Source organism: Streptomyces sp. NRRL S-1022, assembly GCF_000720135.1.
Lineage (GTDB): Bacteria > Actinomycetota > Actinomycetes > Streptomycetales > Streptomycetaceae > Streptomyces.
Genome location: NZ_JOIU01000036.1, coordinates 50,727 through 67,179 on the forward strand (window position 1 = coordinate 50,727; position 16,453 = coordinate 67,179).

General features: G+C 74.1%; 14 protein-coding genes. 6 read left to right on the forward strand and 8 right to left on the reverse strand.

Going from position 1 to position 16,453, the window contains the following annotated elements:
- Positions 1 to 56 precede the first annotated feature (56 nt).
- On the forward strand, positions 57 to 983 hold the full coding sequence (locus IG05_RS0136840; protein WP_030348465.1) for a hypothetical protein: 927 nt from the start codon (positions 57 to 59) through the stop codon (positions 981 to 983).
- A gap of 22 nt (positions 984 to 1,005) precedes the next feature.
- On the opposite strand, the gene IG05_RS0136845 is transcribed toward IG05_RS0136840, so the two are convergent.
- The 4 genes from IG05_RS0136845 to IG05_RS0136860 form a co-directional block, all read right to left on the reverse strand.
- Positions 1,006 to 2,514 carry a phytoene desaturase family protein gene (locus IG05_RS0136845; protein WP_199808444.1) on the reverse strand — a complete coding sequence of 503 codons (1,509 nt, stop codon included), beginning with the start codon at positions 2,512 to 2,514 and terminating at the stop codon, positions 1,006 to 1,008.
- Positions 2,515 to 2,989: 475 nt separating this feature from the next.
- The gene (locus IG05_RS0136850; RefSeq protein WP_030348467.1) at positions 2,990 to 3,619 is read right to left on the reverse strand and encodes a TetR/AcrR family transcriptional regulator; all 630 of its coding nucleotides are present in this window, start codon (positions 3,617 to 3,619) and stop codon (positions 2,990 to 2,992) included.
- Positions 3,620 to 3,666: 47 nt separating this feature from the next.
- On the reverse strand, positions 3,667 to 5,751 hold the full coding sequence (locus IG05_RS0136855; protein ID WP_030348468.1) for a YhgE/Pip domain-containing protein: 2,085 nt from the start codon (positions 5,749 to 5,751) through the stop codon (positions 3,667 to 3,669).
- Positions 5,723 to 6,553: an ATP-binding cassette domain-containing protein gene (locus IG05_RS0136860; RefSeq protein WP_030348469.1), complete on the reverse strand. Its 831-nt coding sequence runs from the start codon at positions 6,551 to 6,553 to the stop codon at positions 5,723 to 5,725. Before IG05_RS0136860 ends, IG05_RS0136855 begins: the two co-directional genes overlap by 29 nt.
- Before the next feature lie 162 nt (positions 6,554 to 6,715).
- On the opposite strand from IG05_RS0136860, the gene IG05_RS0136865 reads away from it, so the two are divergent.
- From IG05_RS0136865 to IG05_RS0136875, 3 genes are all read left to right on the forward strand, one after another.
- Entirely contained in the window at positions 6,716 to 7,312 is a 597-nt protein-coding gene (locus IG05_RS0136865) for an SAV_6107 family HEPN domain-containing protein (RefSeq protein WP_030348470.1), read from the forward strand.
- Positions 7,313 to 7,414: 102 nt separating this feature from the next.
- On the forward strand, positions 7,415 to 8,185 hold the full coding sequence (locus IG05_RS0136870; RefSeq protein ID WP_030348471.1) for a methyltransferase: 771 nt from the start codon (positions 7,415 to 7,417) through the stop codon (positions 8,183 to 8,185).
- 295 nt (positions 8,186 to 8,480) lie between these two features.
- Entirely contained in the window at positions 8,481 to 8,864 is a 384-nt protein-coding gene (locus IG05_RS0136875; protein ID WP_030348472.1) for a DUF3040 domain-containing protein, read from the forward strand.
- An 81-nt stretch (positions 8,865 to 8,945) separates the two neighbouring features.
- Here the strand turns inward: IG05_RS0136875 and IG05_RS0136880 are convergent, their stop codons facing one another.
- From IG05_RS0136880 to IG05_RS0136895, 4 genes are all read right to left on the reverse strand, one after another.
- On the reverse strand, positions 8,946 to 11,330 hold the full coding sequence (locus IG05_RS0136880) for a transglutaminase TgpA family protein (protein ID WP_030348473.1): 2,385 nt from the start codon (positions 11,328 to 11,330) through the stop codon (positions 8,946 to 8,948).
- The gene (locus IG05_RS0136885; RefSeq protein WP_030348474.1) at positions 11,327 to 12,688 is read right to left on the reverse strand and encodes a DUF58 domain-containing protein; all 1,362 of its coding nucleotides are present in this window, start codon (positions 12,686 to 12,688) and stop codon (positions 11,327 to 11,329) included. Before IG05_RS0136885 ends, IG05_RS0136880 begins: the two co-directional genes overlap by 4 nt.
- A complete protein-coding gene (locus IG05_RS0136890; protein ID WP_420707650.1) occupies positions 12,688 to 13,764 on the reverse strand; it encodes an AAA family ATPase in 1,077 nt (358 codons plus the stop codon). The genes IG05_RS0136885 and IG05_RS0136890 overlap by 1 nt, the downstream gene beginning before the upstream one ends.
- Before the next feature lie 272 nt (positions 13,765 to 14,036).
- Positions 14,037 to 14,585 carry a beta-class carbonic anhydrase gene (locus IG05_RS0136895; protein WP_030348476.1) on the reverse strand — a complete coding sequence of 183 codons (549 nt, stop codon included), beginning with the start codon at positions 14,583 to 14,585 and terminating at the stop codon, positions 14,037 to 14,039.
- Between the two features lie 353 nt (positions 14,586 to 14,938).
- Between IG05_RS0136895 and rsmH the strand changes: the two genes are divergently transcribed.
- Both rsmH and IG05_RS0136905 read left to right on the forward strand, forming a co-directional pair.
- The gene (gene rsmH / locus IG05_RS0136900; RefSeq protein ID WP_078894764.1) at positions 14,939 to 15,895 is read left to right on the forward strand and encodes a 16S rRNA (cytosine(1402)-N(4))-methyltransferase RsmH; all 957 of its coding nucleotides are present in this window, start codon (positions 14,939 to 14,941) and stop codon (positions 15,893 to 15,895) included.
- 67 nt (positions 15,896 to 15,962) lie between these two features.
- Positions 15,963 to 16,453: septum formation initiator family protein (locus IG05_RS0136905; protein ID WP_030348478.1), on the forward strand; the 491-nt coding region annotated here is incomplete at its 3' end.

The following is a 16,453-nucleotide window of genomic DNA, read 5'->3' on the forward strand; positions in this document are numbered from 1 at the left end:
ACCGGCCGCACCGCGATACGACACACTGCGTAGCGGTCACTGGGAGAGGGGCGTACATGGGCTGGACGGTCCTCTACATCGCGTTCGGCGTCGTCGCGCTGTGGTTGCTGGGCGAGGTGCTGCTGCAGTACAAGGCGCGGCTGCGCTGGCGCCTTCTCGCCTTCGCCGGCTTCCTCGGCGTCGTGGTCGGCGTGCTGATGCCGTCCGTCGTCGTGATCGGACTGGGCGCCATCGCCTTCGCGCTCGGCCAGACCTACGTCACGCTGTCGTTCCGCCGCGGCTTCGCCTCCGGCTGGGCGGTCAAGCGGCCCGAGGCCGAGGCCGGCGGCAGCAAGCGCCGCCGCGGCCGGTCGGACAGGGCCGGGGCGGCCCCGCGGGACGACGCCGGGTTCGCCGCGCCCGCCGACGACCAGGCGCCCGACCAGGACGTTCACGGTTCCGGCCGGACGCACGGCGACTACGACGACGACTACGACCGCGACGACGTCTTCACCCCGGCCGCCTCCCGCGCGGCCGAGGCCGCCGCCGAGACCTCCGCCGTCTACGCGCCGCAGCCCCTCCCCGACGACACCGGCGCCTACGGCGTCTACGGCGACGCAGCCCCCGCGGACCCGGCCCCCGCGGGCGCCGCCCAGCAGAACTACGCCTACGACTACACCGGCTACGGCCAGCAGGGCTACGGCTACGACACCGCGGGCCAGCAGAGCTACGCCAACTACTCCGACCCGTACATCGGCAACCAGTCCTACGGCTCATACGACCAGGGTTACGGCCAGCAGTACGGGCAGCAGCAGGGCTACGCCCAGGACCCGTACGTCACGGGCGGTTACGGCGAGACCCCGGCCGGCGGGGTGTGGGTACCGCAGCAGCGCACCGACGAGACCTACGGCGGCGAACTCCCGCAGGAGCAGCCGTACCCGCACACCACGGGCGGCCAGCAGGCGCAGCCCGGGGCCGGGTACGACGAGCAGTACCGCTTCTGAGGGCCCGCCGGGGCCCGGCCCGTCACCGGGAGCCGCGGAACTCCGGCCCCTCCACGATCAGCCCGGCCACCAGCGCGCCCGACATGCCGGCATGCGGGAGGCCGCCGCCGGGGTGCGACCAGCCGCCGACCGCGAACAGGCCCGGCACCGCCGTGGTGTTGGCCGGATGCAGCACACCCTCCGGCCCGGCCAGCGCGGGCGGCGGCACCGCACCGCCCGTCGCGCCCGTCTCCCGCTCGGTGTCCAGCGGAGTGCGCACCTCCCGCCACAGCACCCGCTCGCGCAGCCCCGGTACGGCACGCTCGGCGGCGGCCACCAGCCGGTCGGCGAAGGCGTCGGCGGCCCCCGGCGCGGCCCAGTCGTACTCCGTGGCTGACGGCACGGTGGCCGTCAGCACCACGGACTCGTGGCCGGCGTCGGGGCACAGGGCCGGGTCGTCCGGCCGGTCCACGACGACCTGCGGCAGGTCGGGCACGACCCCGTGCCGGAACAGGTCCAGGCTCCCGTCGGCGTCGGCCGAGTGCACCACCGTGCGGTGCACCGCGCCGGGCTCCCGCGCCCCGCGCAGCGCCAGGCACACGACCACCCGGCCCGGGTAGGCGTCCTCGGGGTCCGGCGGCACGTCCTGCGGGCCGAACGGCTGCCCGTCCCGGAGCAGGCCGCGCAGCCGCCACGGTCCCTGGCCGACGACGAAGTCCGCCTCGGCCACCGTCCCGTCGGCCAGCTCCACCCCGGCCGCCCGGCCGTCCGCCTCCAGGACCCGGACCACCTCGGCGCCGAAGACGAACTCCACCCGGCGCTCCAGGCACCGCTCGTACACCGCGCGGGCCAGCTCCCGGACCCCGCCGCGCACGTACCAGGTGCCGAAGGCGTGCTCCATGTACGCCAGCACGGCCGCGCTCGCCGGGGCGATGTCGGGGTCGACGCCGTACGCGAGCGCGTACCCCGCCAGCAGCTGGGCCAGCCGGGGGTCGCGCAGCTCCCATCTGCCGATCTCGTGCAGCTTGACCACGCGGTGGGTGCGCAGCAGCCGCTTGTACCGGGTGCCCGGGTACGGCTCCTTGCCGGCCAGCACCTCCCAGTTGGGCCACAGCGGCTCCTCCAGCAGCGGCCGGCGGGTGCGGTCCCAGGCCTCGCGGGCGCGCACCAGGAAGTCGCCCCAGCGCTCGCCCGCCCCCGCGCCCAGCGCCTCGTCCAGCGCCGCGACCACGCCGGCGCGGGAGGCGTTCGGCAGGGTCACCTCCGTGCCGTCCGCGAAGACGTGCCGCGAGGAGGGGTCGACCTGGACCAGCTCGACGCGGTCCTCCAGCGGCTCCTTGCCGGTCTTGAGGAACAGATCCCGGTAGACCGCCGGCAGGGTCAGCAGACCCGGGCCCGTGTCGAAGCGGAAACCCTCCCGCTCGAACCGGCGCACCGCACCGCCGTACGTCTCCGTGCGTTCGTACACCACCACCCGGTGGCCCGCGACGGCCAGCCGGGCGGCAGCCGCCATCGCGCCCATCCCGGCGCCGATCACCGCAATCCGTGCCATGCCCGCGACTTTATCGACCGCCGCCGACAACCCGGCCGCCGGGCGGCGCGGGGCGCGTGGGGGCGGGCGCGCAGGGGCTGAGTACAGGTACTCAGACCGCGAGATGAGTACGCGCGCGGATGGGGCGCGGGCCGCCGGGACGAGAGAGTGGAGCCACGGCAGGGGGCGTGGCCCGGCACCGCCGGCACGGGGCGGCGGAACGGCGCCCGCCCGCCGGCCGCTCCTTCCGCCGATCCGTCGGCGGAAGCGAGACACGGGGGCCCTGGGGGAGAGACCACCACGGGGGTCCGCACGGGGGAGCCCGTACGCGGGTGAGTACGGGAAGGAAGTACGGGGGCAACGGGGGAAACACCGGGAGAACGGGGATCACGGGGGATCACGGGGGATCCCGGTGGCACACGGGGGAGCGGAAGGCGCCGGTCCGGCAACGGACCGGCGCCTTCCTCGTGCGTCTCCCGGTTCTCCTGCGGCTGTCTCAGACCGTGCCGCTGACCCGTCCCTGGAGCAGCCGGGACAGGGCCGCGTGCACGTCGTCCAGGGAGCGCTCCGGCTGGAAGGACTTCCAGTCCAGCGCGGCCACCAGGACCATGCCGACCAGGGCCGCCGCCGTCAGCTGGATGTCGATCTCGTCGCTGAACTCGCCGGCCGCCACGCCCTCGCGCAGCACCCCCTCGACCACCGCGACCGCCTCCTGCCGCACCACCATCAGGGTGGACTGCCAGGCCCGGTTGGTGCGCCACAGCTCGGCGACGTACAGCTGGGTGAAGGCCGGGTAGCGGTCGATGAAGACCAGTCCCGCGCGGACCATCGCGTCCAGCGCGTCCACCTTGCCGCGGCCCTCGCGTGCCGTCTGTTCGGCCGCTTCCCTCAGGGAGGCGGTGAGCAGGCCGACGCCGTGCCGCAGCAGCTCCTCGAAGAGAACGGACTTGCTCGCGAAGTTGTAGTAGACCGTGCCCTTCGCGACCCCGGCCCGCTCGGCGATCTCGTCCACCGTGGTCGCGGAGAAGCCCTGCTCGGCGATGAGGGTGACGGCCGCCTCGTAGAGCTTCTGCCGGGTGGCCTCGCGGCGCGTGCTGCCGCCGGCCCGGGCGCTGCTGCTTTCCATGGTTCCGATTCTCACAGGTACGCGCGCGTGCGGACGCCGCCCCCGGATCACAGGCTCAGCTCCGGGTGCAGCCGGTCCGGTGTCCACACCTGGCGGCGGCGGGCCGCCAGCGCGGTCAGCGCGAGCGCGCCCGCGGTGAACGCGGCGAGCACCCCGCACGCCTGCCACACCGGGCCGAGCCCGCCGCCGGTGATCAGCCGGCGCAGCGCCTCCACGATGTAGCTCATCGGCAGGAACGGGTGGATCGCGTTGAAGAAGCCCGGGCTGGTCTGCACCGGATAGGTGCCGCCCGCCGAGGTCAGCTGGAGCATCAGCAGCGCGAGCACCAGGATCCGGCCGGCCGGCCCGAAGCGGGCGTTCAGCCACTGCACGATCGCCGCGAAACACGCCGTGACCAGGCACAGGAAGCCGATCGTGCCGGCCGCCCGCAGCATCTGCAGCCCGATCCCCCAGTGCAGCACGGCCATCAGCGCGGCCACCTGGAGCACCCCCACCGCGACCACCGGCAGCCAGCCGGCCAGCGCGATCCGCCAGACGGAGGAGCCGGCCGCGAGGGCCCGCCGGTTGAGCGGCGGGATCAGCATGTAGGCCACCATCGCGCCGACCCACAGGGACAGCGGGATGAAGTAGGGGGCGAACCCGGTGCCGTAGTTCGGCGCCTTGTGCAGGTCGTGGGAGGCCAGCTGGACCGGGTCGGCCATCACGCCGGTGCGCCGGTCGCGGTCCTGCTTGTCGTAGTCCGGGATCTTCTTCGCGCCCGAGTGCAGGCCGCCGGCCAGCTTCCCGGAGCCGTCCGAGAGCTTGTACAGACCGCCGTTCAGGGTCTCGGCGCCCGACTTGGCGGTACCGATGCCCTGGTCCAGCGTGACCGCGCCGGTGTGCGCGGTGCCGATGCCGGCGTGCAGCTTCTCGGCACCGGCGGCGACCTTCCGGGCGCCGGTGTTCAGCTTGTTGATCTTCTTGACGGCGTCGTCGACGTCCTCGTACAGGTGCGGGGCGCGCGCGGCGAGGGCGTCGGCCTGCTTCTGCAGCGTGCCGAGGTTGGCCCGCATCGTCTTCAGGTCGCCGTTCTGGTCGGCGATCAGCGTGTTGAGGTCGTCGGCGACGGTGGCCACCTCGGCGGCGGCCGTCCTCGCCCGCTTCAGCTCCGGGCAGGCCGGGTCGGGGAGGGCCGCCCCCTCGCAGCGCTCCCGGTAGATCCGGTCGAGGAGGGCGGAGGACCCGTGGGCGATCTTCGCGGCGGCCGGCGCGCGCTTCACCAGCTCGTCCAGGTTGTCCTTCACCGCCTTCGCCGAGTCGGAGACCAGCCGGGCGGTGTCCCCGATGGTCTTCTCGTTGGTCCTCAGGAACGGGCCCGCCTCGGCGTAGACCCCGTTGACCTTGTCGGCGAGCGCCTGGGTGCCGTCGGCGACCTGCCGCGAGCCCTGCTGGAGGTCGCCGGAGCCGGTGTCGAGCTTCTTGAGGCCCTTGGCCAGCTTGCCGCTGCCGCCCTTGGCCTCCTTCAGCCCGTCCGCGAGGTCCTTGGAGCCCTTCTCCGCCTTCCCGATACCGCTGTTCAGCTTGTCCGCGCCCCGGGCCGCCGTGACGGTCTTGTCGTGGATGTCGGAGAAGGACACGAAGATCTTGTCCAGGAAGCCCCGGGAGGCCTTCGCGGACGCCGCCGAGCGCACCTCGTTGAAGACGGTGCGGGAGATCTGGCCGACGATGTAGTTGTTCGCGTCGTTGGTGCGCACCCGCAGGGCGCCGGTCTCCGGGGAGTCGCCCGAGCTGGACGCGATACGGCGGCTGAAGTCGGCCGGCATGGTCAGCGACAGGTAGTAGGTGCCGTCCTCGACGCCCGCGCGGGCCTGCGCGTCGCTCACCTCGTGCCACTCGAAGGTCCGGCTGTCGCGCAGCCCGTCGACGATGTCGTCGCCGGCGGTGAGCTTCTTGCCGGCCGCCGTGGCCCCCTGGTCGTCGTTCACCAGGGCCACCGGGATCCGGTCCAGGCGGCCGTACGGGTCCCAGAAGGACCACAGGTACAGCGCGCCGTACAGCAGGGGCAGCACGAGCAGCGCGACCAGGGCGGCCCGCGGCAGCCTGCCGCGTCCGAAACGCCTCAGCTCAAGCGCGGCCAGCCTCGGTGAGCGCATCGCCGGCTTCCTCCTTCTTCGGCTCGGCCTGGTGCGGCTCGTCCTGGGTCCGTCCGGTCTCCGTCTGCCCGCTTTCCGTCTGCCCGTTCTCCGTCCGTGTGGTCTCCGTCTGCCCGGTCCGTACGGTGACGCAGTCCCCGGGAGCGGTGCGGCACACGGCGGCGACCGTCGTCCCCGCGCGCGTGAGGGACCGCAACACGTGCCAGATGCCCTCGCGTTCGGCGTCCGAGAGCTTCATGTCGATGTCGTCCACGCCGAGCAGCCGGGGCCGGCCTAGCAGGGCCAGCGCGAGCGACAGCCGCACCTCCTGCGGCCGCTCCAGGTCGCGTACGGCCGTCCGGGAGCCCTTCGGGAGCGTCTCCGGGTCGAGTCCGGCGGCGGCCAGGGCCGCGTCGACCCGCAGCCGCGCCTCGTGCGCGCGCTGGGCGCGGGGCCGCAGCAGCTCGCGCAGGGAGTCGTCGAACCGGCGCTGCATCAGGGCCCGTTCACGCAGGTGCTCGCCGACGGTGAGGGCCGGCTCCAGGTCGGTCACCCCGCTGACGTTGGCCACCGCGCTGATCCGGCGCAGGGCCGCCATGTGCCGGGGGAGTTTGAACCCGGCGACAGCGGCCACTCCTTCGGTGGGCTTCATCCGTCCCGTGAGCGCGAGCAGCAGGCTCGTGCGGCCGGAGCCGGACGGTCCCTCGATCGCGATCAGTGAGCCGGGTTCCGCGTCCAGGGTGACGCCGCGGAAGGCCCACCCCCGTGGTCCCTTGAGTCCGAGGCCTTCGGCCCTGACGTCCGCGCCGACCGTGGCGTCCACTGGCCCCCCTGCGTGGCTGATTTGAACTGACTGGTCAGTGCAAAAATACGCCCGAACCTACGGTCGAGGCAAAAGCCCAGGTCAGAACGGATTGTCAGTGGCATACCGCACGATGGGCACATACGGCATACGTGCCGTCACCCAGACGACAGGAGGTTCGTCATGGCCCACTCGTCCGCAGCCGCCGCCCGCCGGCGCCGCGCCACCGGCCCTGCCCCCTCACTGACCGGCCCGGCGAGCGATGTGCACCCCGTGCTCCGCCGGGCCACGGCCCCGCCCGCCGCCCTCGACCTGCTCGCCCAGGCCCGGGCCGGACTGGAGGAGACCACCGTCCTGGACACACCGAACGAGCGTTACGCGACGGCCCACTTGGCCGCCCTGCGCACCGCCGCCGCCGTACTCGCCGCCCGGGGCCGCCCCGAGACCTCCCCTCGGCGCCGGGCCCGTATCCGCAGCGCCTGGGAGGTGCTGCCCGAGATCGCGCCCGAGCTGACCGAGTGGAGCGCGCTGTTCGCCTCCGGTGCCGCGCGCCGCGCCCGCGCCGAGGCGGGCATCCGGGGCGCGGCCGGGCAGCGGGACGCCGACGACCTGGTACGGGACGTGGCGATGTTCCTCCGCATCGTGGAGCGCATGCTCGTCCTCCAGCCCGTCCTGCCCCAGCCCCGCCAGGACACCGACAAGGGCATCGGAACCGGCACCGGAACCGGCGCAGGCACCGGCGGCCCGGGGAAGGGGGGCGGCCTGCCGGGCGCGGGCTGACCACACGGCGCCACGGGCCGTGCGCCGCCGCGGTGACCAGGCACGGCACGGAAGCAATAGGGTGGACCTCTCCTGACGTTCGCCCTGCCGAGGAGTCATCTCGTGTCGGACCCGACGCGCCCCCGCGCCTCTCTCCGTACCGCCGTGGTCTGGGAGGTCCTGCAGGACGCTCTCGACCGCCGGGTCAAGGCCACGGGCCGGGACTCGCTGGACGTCCTCGACACCGGCGGCGGCAGCGGCAACTTCGCCGTGCCCCTCGCCCGCCTCGGCCACCGGGTCACCGTCGTCGACCCCAGCCCCAACGCCCTGTTCGCGCTGGAGCGCCGCGCCGCCGAGGCCGGTGTGGCCGACCGGGTCAGGGGCGTCCAGGGCGACGCCCACGGCCTGTTCGACGTGGTCGAGCGCGGTGGCCACGACGCCGTTCTGTGCCACGGCGTCCTGGAGTACGTGGACGACCCGGCCGAGGGCGTCCGCAACGCGGTCGCCGCGCTGCGCTCCGAGGGCGTGCTGAGCGTCCTCGCCGCCGGCCTCGGCGGAGCCGTGCTCGCCCGCGCCCTCGCCGGCCACTTCACCGAGGCCCGGCAGGCGCTCACGGACCCCGCCGGCCGCTGGGGCACCGGCGACCCGATGCCCCGCCGCTTCACCGCCGAGCAGCTCACCGCGCTCGTCGAGGGCGCCGGCCTGCGGGTCGGCGCGGTGCACGGCGTGCGCGTCTTCGCCGACCTCGTGCCCGGCGTCCTGGTGGACACCGAGCCCGGCGCCCTGGACGCGCTGCTGAAGCTGGAGGCCGCGGCGGCCGAACTGCCCGCGTTCCACTCCGTGGCCACCCAGCTGCACGTGCTCGGTGAGACGGCCGGTGCCGCCGAGGCCTGAGCGGCCACCGGCACCCGGGCACACTACCGGGGCGAGCCGCTGATCAGCGCCTCGGCGGCGGATGGAGTACGCCACAACCCGCCCGATCGAGGGGTTTGCGCCGTATGATCGAGGTACACCACCCGGCATGACGGGTCGGCCGCCGGGGAATGGAAGCCTCAGCGAGCCGGGACGCCCCGACGGATTCCGGTTGGCCGATTGGCGTAGAGGGGCGGGTTTCACGGGGGCGATTCCCTGCCTATCCTGAAGGGACCCCCCGGGTCGCCCCCGGCGACTGCACGATGAGGAGGACTCCGTGCCGCTCTCTGAGCACGAGCAGCGAATGCTTGAGCAGATGGAGCGAGCGCTGTACGCCGAAGACCCCAAGTTCGCGTCGGCGCTTGAGGGAAACGGGCTGCGGACGTACACCCGGCGGCGGGTCTACCAGGCGGTCGCAGGCTTCCTCGCGGGTATCGCGCTCCTCATGGCCGGAATGGTCGCGCAGCTGATCTGGGTCAGCGTGGTCGGTTTCCTCGTCATGCTGGGCTGTGCCGTGCTCGCCGTCACCGGCTGGCGCAAGGCCCCGAAGCCGGGGGAGCAGCCCCCGGCCGGAATGCGCCGTCCGGCGCGTCCGAAGCGCTCCGTGATGGACCGGATCGAGCAGCGCTGGCAGCGCCGCCGGGACCAACAGGGGCACTGACCCCCGGCGCCTCCCGCGCCGGCCACAGCAGACACCAGTGAGGGGCGGCCACCATCCGGTGGCCGCCCCTCACTCGTGCGTTCAGCCCCGCTGTCCGGAGGGCCGGCGCAGCGCCGGCCGGGCCGCCGCGGCCCGGGACCGCAGCGCCGACCAGCGGGCCGAGGCCGCCCACAGCACCCGGACCGAGGAACGGGGCAGGAACAGCGCCCGCAGCCGCGTCCCGGTGCCCACCCCGGCCCGCAGCCCCTCGGTCACCCGGCGCACGTCCTCGGCCGCCCCCGCCGCCGGGCGCGGGCTGGGCGCGTACAGCACCTGCTCCACCGCGCCGGCCAGCCGGTGCACGGCGGTCCCGGCTGCCGGATCGAGGCGGCCGAGCCGGACGATCCGGTCGGCGGCCCTGCGCGGGGTCAGCGACTCGTCCGGCGGGATGCCGTGGTCCCAGGCGCTGTCGGTCAGCTCCTGCCAGGCCGCCAGGGTGTGCACCGCCGCGCCCTCCGGGGTCCGGGCATGCCCGCCCAGCCGCAGGGCGCGCACCCGCTTCCGCCACAGCAGCGGCGCCAGCGGAACCGCCGGCACCAGCAGCGCGCCCAGAGCGATCAGCAGCCAGCCCCACCAGTGCGTACCGCTGTCGTCGTGCTGCGGGACCGCCGCCGCGGACGGGCTGCCGCAGGCCTGGAGCTTGCGCAGAGTGCTGCTGCAGCTCTCGCTCGCCGAGGCCGAGGCCGAGGGCGCCGACGAGGCGCCCTTGGACGGCAGCGCCTCCTCCGGCAGCGAGCTGCCCGGGGTGTCCGACTGGGTGTACGACGGCGTGGTGCCGCGGGTCGGGGTCGGCTCGAAACGGGTCCAGCCCACGCCTTCGAAGTACAGCTCGGGCCAGGCGTGCGCGTCCCTCTGGCTCACCGCGATGGTGCCGTCGGCCTGCACGGTGCCGGGCGCGAAACCGACCGCGACCCGGGCCGGGATGCCCAGCGTGCGGGCCATCGCCGCCATCGTGAAGGAGAAGTGGACGCAGAAGCCCTCCTTCTGCTTCAGGAAGTTCGCTATGGCGCCCGGCCCGTGACCCACCTTCACCGACGTGTCGTACTGGAAGCCGCCGGTGACGGCGAACCAGTCCTGGAGCTTGACGGCTTCCTCGTAGTGGCTGTCCGCGCCCGCGGTGATCTGCCGGGCGGTGCGCTCCACCACCTTCGGCAGCGAGGACGGCACCTTGGTGTACTCGCTCTGCAGCGCGGCCGGCGGCTGCGGCGCGGCGGCCAGCTGCTGCGCGGTCGGCTGCACGTCCAGGCTGGTCACCTGGTAGCTCGCGCCGCGCGTGGTCTGCCCGCGGTCGCCCACGAGGGTCATCCCGACCGGCTCGTACCGCCACCGGCCGCCGGCCTTCACCTCGCTGGGCGGGTAGGGCATCGGCAGCCAGTTCTGGGCGTACCAGTCGGCCGCCCGGACCAGCGTCCGCACCGTGCCGCGCTTGACGTCCGGGCCCAGGCCGACGGGCGTGGGCAGCTGGTCCGGCACGCCGACGATGTGCCGCTGGGCCGGCGTCCAGGTGGTGCCGTCGAACTCGTCCAGGGAGACGATCCGCAGGTACAGGTCGGAGATGTCGCTGGTGTCCGTCCGCAGGGTCAGCACCTGGCGGTCGTCGTTCGTGTTCAGGTTGTCGCGCAGCGACACCAGCGGGTTGACCGCCGAGATCGTGCCCCCGTCGCCGTTGCCCGCCCCCACGCCGGTGCCCGCCGCGTCCAGCAGGCCGCCGTGCATCGCGGGCAGGGCGAGCGGCACCACCAGGGCCACGCCGAGCGCGACCGCGCCGATCCGCCGCCCGGTGCGCACCGGCGCCACGGCACCCGCCTCCGGGACGCCCGGGCCCGGGGGCGCGCCGCCGAAGACCCGGCCCCACTGGGCGAGCCGGTCCCGGCTCTCCGCGAGCAGCAGCATCAGGTAGCCGGCCGCCGCCACCAGGAACCACAGCCAGCCGGCGCCGCCGTCGGACAGGCCCGCGGCCACCGAGTACAGCGCGAGCAGCGGCAGCCCGGCCGGGGCCGCGCTGCGGAAGGTCACCGCGAGCACGTCCACCAGCAGCCCGATGACCAGCACACCGCCGATCAGCATCAGCGTGATGCCGTCGGTGAGCGGCGCCGGAATCGCGTACCGGCCGACGTCGTCCGCGCCCTGCCGGAGCAGCTCGGCGAGGTACCGGAAGACGTCCGGGCCGGGGACCAGCCCGGCGACGGCGTGCTGCCGGGCGAAGACCAGCGTCAGCAGCACCAGCGTGACCAGGGCCTGCGCCGCCACGGTCAGCGGCCGGCCCAGCGGCACCCGCCGGGCCGCCGCGCCCACCCCGGTCTGCACGGCCAGCAGCGGGACCAGCTGGAACAACCAGGTCGGCGCGGCGACCAGCGGCAGCAGGGCGCAGGAGGTCATCAGGGTGGCCGCCGCCGCGCACAGCGCCAGTCGTGCCCGCCCGCTCATCGGCCTGCCTCCCCGCTCACGGCGGCCAGGCCGGAGCGCTCCCGGTCCGCCTGCCGCCACAGTTCGTCCATCGAGGCGCCGCGCGGCACGCTCAGCGCCGTCCAGCCCGCCTCGCGCAGCATGCGCAGCCGCTCCTCGTGCCGGTCGCCCGGACGGGGCACGTCGGTCGCCTCCCGGGTCCAGGTGCCGGGGTCCAGCACGAAGGCGACGGCGCCGCCGCTGCGCCTGCTCATCTTGGCGACCGTCGTCGCCTGCTCCTCGTCCAGGTCGCCGAGGAAGGCGACGAGCAGCCCCTCGTTGCCGCCGCGCAGCACGTCGTACGCCCGGGACAGGCCGGTGCCGTCGGAGTGGTCGATCACCGCGAGGGTGTCCATCATCAGCCCGGCCGCGTCCGCGGTCGCCTGGCCGGTGCCCGCGAACCCGTCGGCGCCCTCGCCGGGCACCGCGCTGCCGCCGTCGGTCAGCAGCCGTACCGAGAAGCCGCGTTCCAGCATGTGCACCAGCACCGAGGCGGCACCGGAGACGGCCCACTCGAAGGCCGCGTCCGGGCCCGCGCCCTCGTAGGCGCCGCCGCGGGTGTCCAGCAGCACGGTGCAGCGGGAGCGCCGGGGCTGCTCCTCGCGGCGCACCATCAGCTCGCCGTAGCGCGCGGTGGACCGCCAGTGCACCCGGCGCAGGTCGTCGCCGTAGCGGTAGCCGCGCGGGATCACGTCGTCCTCGCCGGCCAGGGCGAGCGAACGCTGCCGCCCGTCGCCGTACCCCGTGGCCTCGCCGCCGAAGCGGACCGGGGCCAGCGGCTCCACGCGCGGTGTCACCGTCAGCGTGTCGCACGCCGAGAAGGAGCGGGTCAGCTCGCACATGCCGAAGGGGTCCGTCAGCCGCAGCTGCAGCGGGCCCAGCGGATAGCGGCCCCGCAGGTCCGAGCGGACCCGGTAGGACACCTCGCGGCGGCCCTGCGGCTCCACCCGGTCCAGCACGAACCGGGGCCGCGGACCGAGGACGTACGGCACCCGGTCCTGAAGCATCAGCAGGCCGGTGGGCAGCCGGGAGACGTTGTCCATGCGCAGGTGCACCCGGGCCTCGCTGCCGGCCGGCACCCGCGCGGGGGCGAGACGGCGGCTCGCTGCCACCCGGTAGCGCGTGCGGTACAGCACGCCCGCGCAGAGCAGGGGCAGGACCGCGAGCAGCAGGCCGACCCGCAGCAGCTCGCTCAGGCCCAGCACGAACGCGCACACCGCCGCGGCGATCCCGGCGGCGAGGAAGGAACGGCCCCGGGTGGTGAGACCCGCCAGGGCCGTACGGACCCCGCTCGTCTCCCCGCGGTCGGCGTCCGCCGGCGCGGTCCCCCCGGTGCTCATCACATACTCCGCGGCGGCTGCTGGGGATAGGCCGGGATGGTGCGGCCCAGGCCGCCGAGGCCGCTCTGCCGGCCCGGTGCCGCCGGCACCGGCGTGTGCTGGAGGATCTCCAGCACCACCTGTTCCGCCGACCGGCGGTTGAGCTGTGCCTGGGCGGTGGGCAGCAGGCGGTGGGCCAGGACGGCGACGGCGAGTGCCTGGACGTCGTCCGGCAGTGCGTAGTCACGGCCGGCGAGGGCGGCGGAGGCCTTGGCCGCGCGCAGCAGGTGCAGGGTCGCGCGCGGGGAGGCGCCGAGTCTGAGGTCGGGGTGCGTGCGGGTGGCGGCGACCAGTTCGACCGCGTACCTGCGGACGGCCTCGGAGACGTGCACCCCGCGGACCGCCTCGACCAGCTTCACGATCTCGTGCGCGTGCGCCACCGGCTGGAGGTCCTCCAGCGGGCTGACCCCGCCGTGGACGTCGAGCATCTGCAACTCGGCCTCGACGCTCGGGTACCCCACGGAGACGCGGGCCATGAAGCGGTCGCGCTGGGCCTCGGGCAGCGGGTACGTGCCCTCCATCTCGACCGGGTTCTGGGTGGCCACCACCATGAAGGGGCTGGGCAGTTCGTACGTCTGCCCGTCGATGGTGACCTGGCGCTCCTCCATGGACTCCAGCAGCGCGGACTGGGTCTTCGGCGAGGCGCGGTTGATCTCGTCGCCGATCACGATCTGCGCGAAGATGGCGCCCGGCTTGAACTCGAAGTCCCGGCGCTGCTGGTCCCAGATGGACACGCCCGTGATGTCCGAGGGCAGCAGGTCCGGCGTGAACTGGATGCGCCGCACCGAGCAGTCGATGGACCGCGCCAGCGCCTTGGCGAGCATCGTCTTGCCCACCCCGGGGACGTCCTCGATCAGCAGGTGACCCTCGGCGAGCAGCACGGTCAGCGCGAGCCGTACGACCTCGGGCTTGCCCTCGATCACGCTCTCCACCGAACCGCGTACCCGCTCCACCGTGGCGGTCAGATCTTCCCCCACCCTCGAACTCACTCGGGTGGGGGTACCCCCATGGCTCGCTCGATCGTCATAGGTCGTCACCCGGCCCTCCTCGGCCCGTTCTTTCCGGGCCGACGCTCTTCGTGCGGCACCGGCCCACCCCGAAACACGGACACCACGCGGAAAAAGTTCCGCGTGACGTCACATCCCGCATTCTTGCTGCCGTTACCGATTCGTGTCACTCGCCTGTGGACAACTGCCCGCTCGATGTCGGCCTTACGGTCTTTTCGACCATGCTTTCGAACCGTGTTCCCGCTGCGGGACGGCCGGACGAAGGGATGCCGCGCGGGCCGGCCGGCGGCCGGTCCGGCTCGTCAGGCCGGGTCGACCTCGCGCAGCAGACCGGTGCGCACGTCGAAGACGAAGCCGCGGACGTCGTCGGTGTGCAGCAGGAACGGCGAGGTGCGCACCCGCTGCATGGACTGGCGCACGTCCTGGTCCACGTCGCTGAACGACTCCACCGCCCAGGCCGGCCGCTGGCCGACCGCCATCTCCAGCTCGGTGCGGAAGTCCTCGGTGAGGGACTCCAGGCCGCAGCCGGTGTGGTGGATCAGCACGACGCTGCGCGTGCCCAGCTTGCGCTGGCTGATGGTCAGGGACCGGATCACGTCGTCCGTGACCACGCCGCCCGCGTTGCGGATGGTGTGGCAGTCGCCGAGTTCGAGGCCGAGCGCCTTGTGCAGGTCGAGACGCGCGTCCATGCAGGCGACGACGGCGACGTGCAGCACCGGGCTGGCGTCCATGCCCGGATCGGCGAACGCCTCGGCGTACCGCCGGTTGGCCTCCACGAGGCGGTCGGTCACGGCCCCGCCCGGGAGTATGGCGCCCTCGGATCCGGTGGGTGCGGCTGCGGAAGTCGTCATACCGACGACGTTACTGGTCACACGCGGTTCCGGCCTCTCCTCGGAGAGGACAAAGAACGTCATCACGGCGTGTTGTGAGCTAACCCACAGGGAGGGCGAAGCGGGGCCGAACGGGCGGACCCGTCGAATAGCGGTTCCCGCCGTGCCGCGGTACACGACGCGCAGGCCGGTTGATTGACCAGCGGACGGGGTGGACTAAAGTGACGCGAAGGCGGGAGACGAGTCTCTCCCCGCGGACGAAACCCCCGGAGACCCCGGCCCGTGAACCGGACCCGTCTCCCCGCGCGCGCGGCGCGTACGTACGGCTCGGGGGACCGACGGTGCGTACGGCCCGCCGGAACTGAGAGGCCCCCTTGAGCCAGAGTCGACACGTCCCGGTGATGCTCCAGCGGTGCCTGGACCTGCTGGCGCCCGCCCTGGAGCGCCCCGGAGCGGTGGTCGTCGACTGCACCCTCGGACTCGGCGGGCACAGCGAGGCACTCCTCGCCCGGTTCCCCGGCGCCCGGCTGATCGGCCTGGACCGGGACAAGGAGGCACTGCGCCTGTCCGGTGAGCGCCTGGCTCCCTACGGCGAGCGCGCCACCCTCGTGCACGCCGTGTACGACGAGCTGCCCGAGGTACTGGACCGGCTCGGCATCGCGCGCGTGCAGGGCGTGCTGTTCGACCTCGGCGTCTCCTCCATGCAGCTGGACGAGGCCGACCGCGGCTTCGCCTACGCGCAGGACGCGCCCCTGGACATGCGCATGGACCAGACGGCGGGCATCAGCGCCGCCGAGGTCCTCAACACCTACCCGGCCGGCGAACTCGTGCGCATCCTGCGCGCGTACGGCGAGGAGAAGCAGGCCAAGCGGATCGTCGCCGCGATCGTCCGGGAGCGGGAGAAGGAGCCGTTCGGCAACAGCGCGCGGCTCGTCGAACTCATCCGGGACGCGCTGCCGCAGGCCGCCAAGCGCACCGGCGGCAATCCGGCCAAGCGCACCTTCCAGGCGCTGCGCATCGAGGTCAACGGCGAACTGTCCGTCCTGGAGCGGGCCGTCCCGGCCGCCGTGAAGGCCCTGGACGTCGGCGGGCGCGTCGCCGTGCTGTCGTACCACTCGCTCGAAGACCGGCTCGTCAAGCAGGTGTTCGCGGCCGGGGCCGCCACCACCGCGCCGCCCGGGCTGCCCGTCGTGCCCGAGCGCTACCAGCCGCGGCTCAAGCTGCTCACCCGCGGTGCCGAACTTCCCACCGAGGAAGAGATCGCCGAGAACCGCAGGGCCGCACCGGCCAGACTGCGCGGTGCCGAGCGCATCAGGGAGGACGTCGAGTGAGCGAGACGGGCCGGAGGGCCGGCGCCGCGCACCGAGGGAGCGGCTTGCCCCACGCACCGGGGGAGCAGTGAGCAGGAAACCCGAACCGAAGGGGAGGGCCGCCCGGCTCGCCCGGCTCCTCCCGGCCGGCCGCGCCCAGGCGGCGCGCACCCCGTTCGTCCTGCTCGTCGTGGTGCTCCTCGGCGGCGGCCTGATCGGGCTGCTGGTACTGAACTCGGCGCTGAGCGAGGGCTCCTTCGAACTCGACGACCTGCAGAAGCAGACGAAGAGCCTCACCGACCAGGAACAGGCCCTCCAGCGGGACATCGACGCCTTCTCCGCCCCGGACGCCCTCCAGCGCCGCGCCCGCGAACTCGGCATGGTCCCCGGCGGCGACCCGGCCTTCCTCGGCCCCGACGGCACCGTCAAGGGCGTCCCCGGCACCGCGCCCGAGCCCGCCGCCCTCACCGCTCCGGCACCCCCCGGCGCCGTGACCCCGGCCGGCGCCCTCTCCACGGTCCCGCCGGCGCTCACCGCCCCCCAGCCCCAGGGCGCCCCCACGGCGCCCGCCCCCGCCCC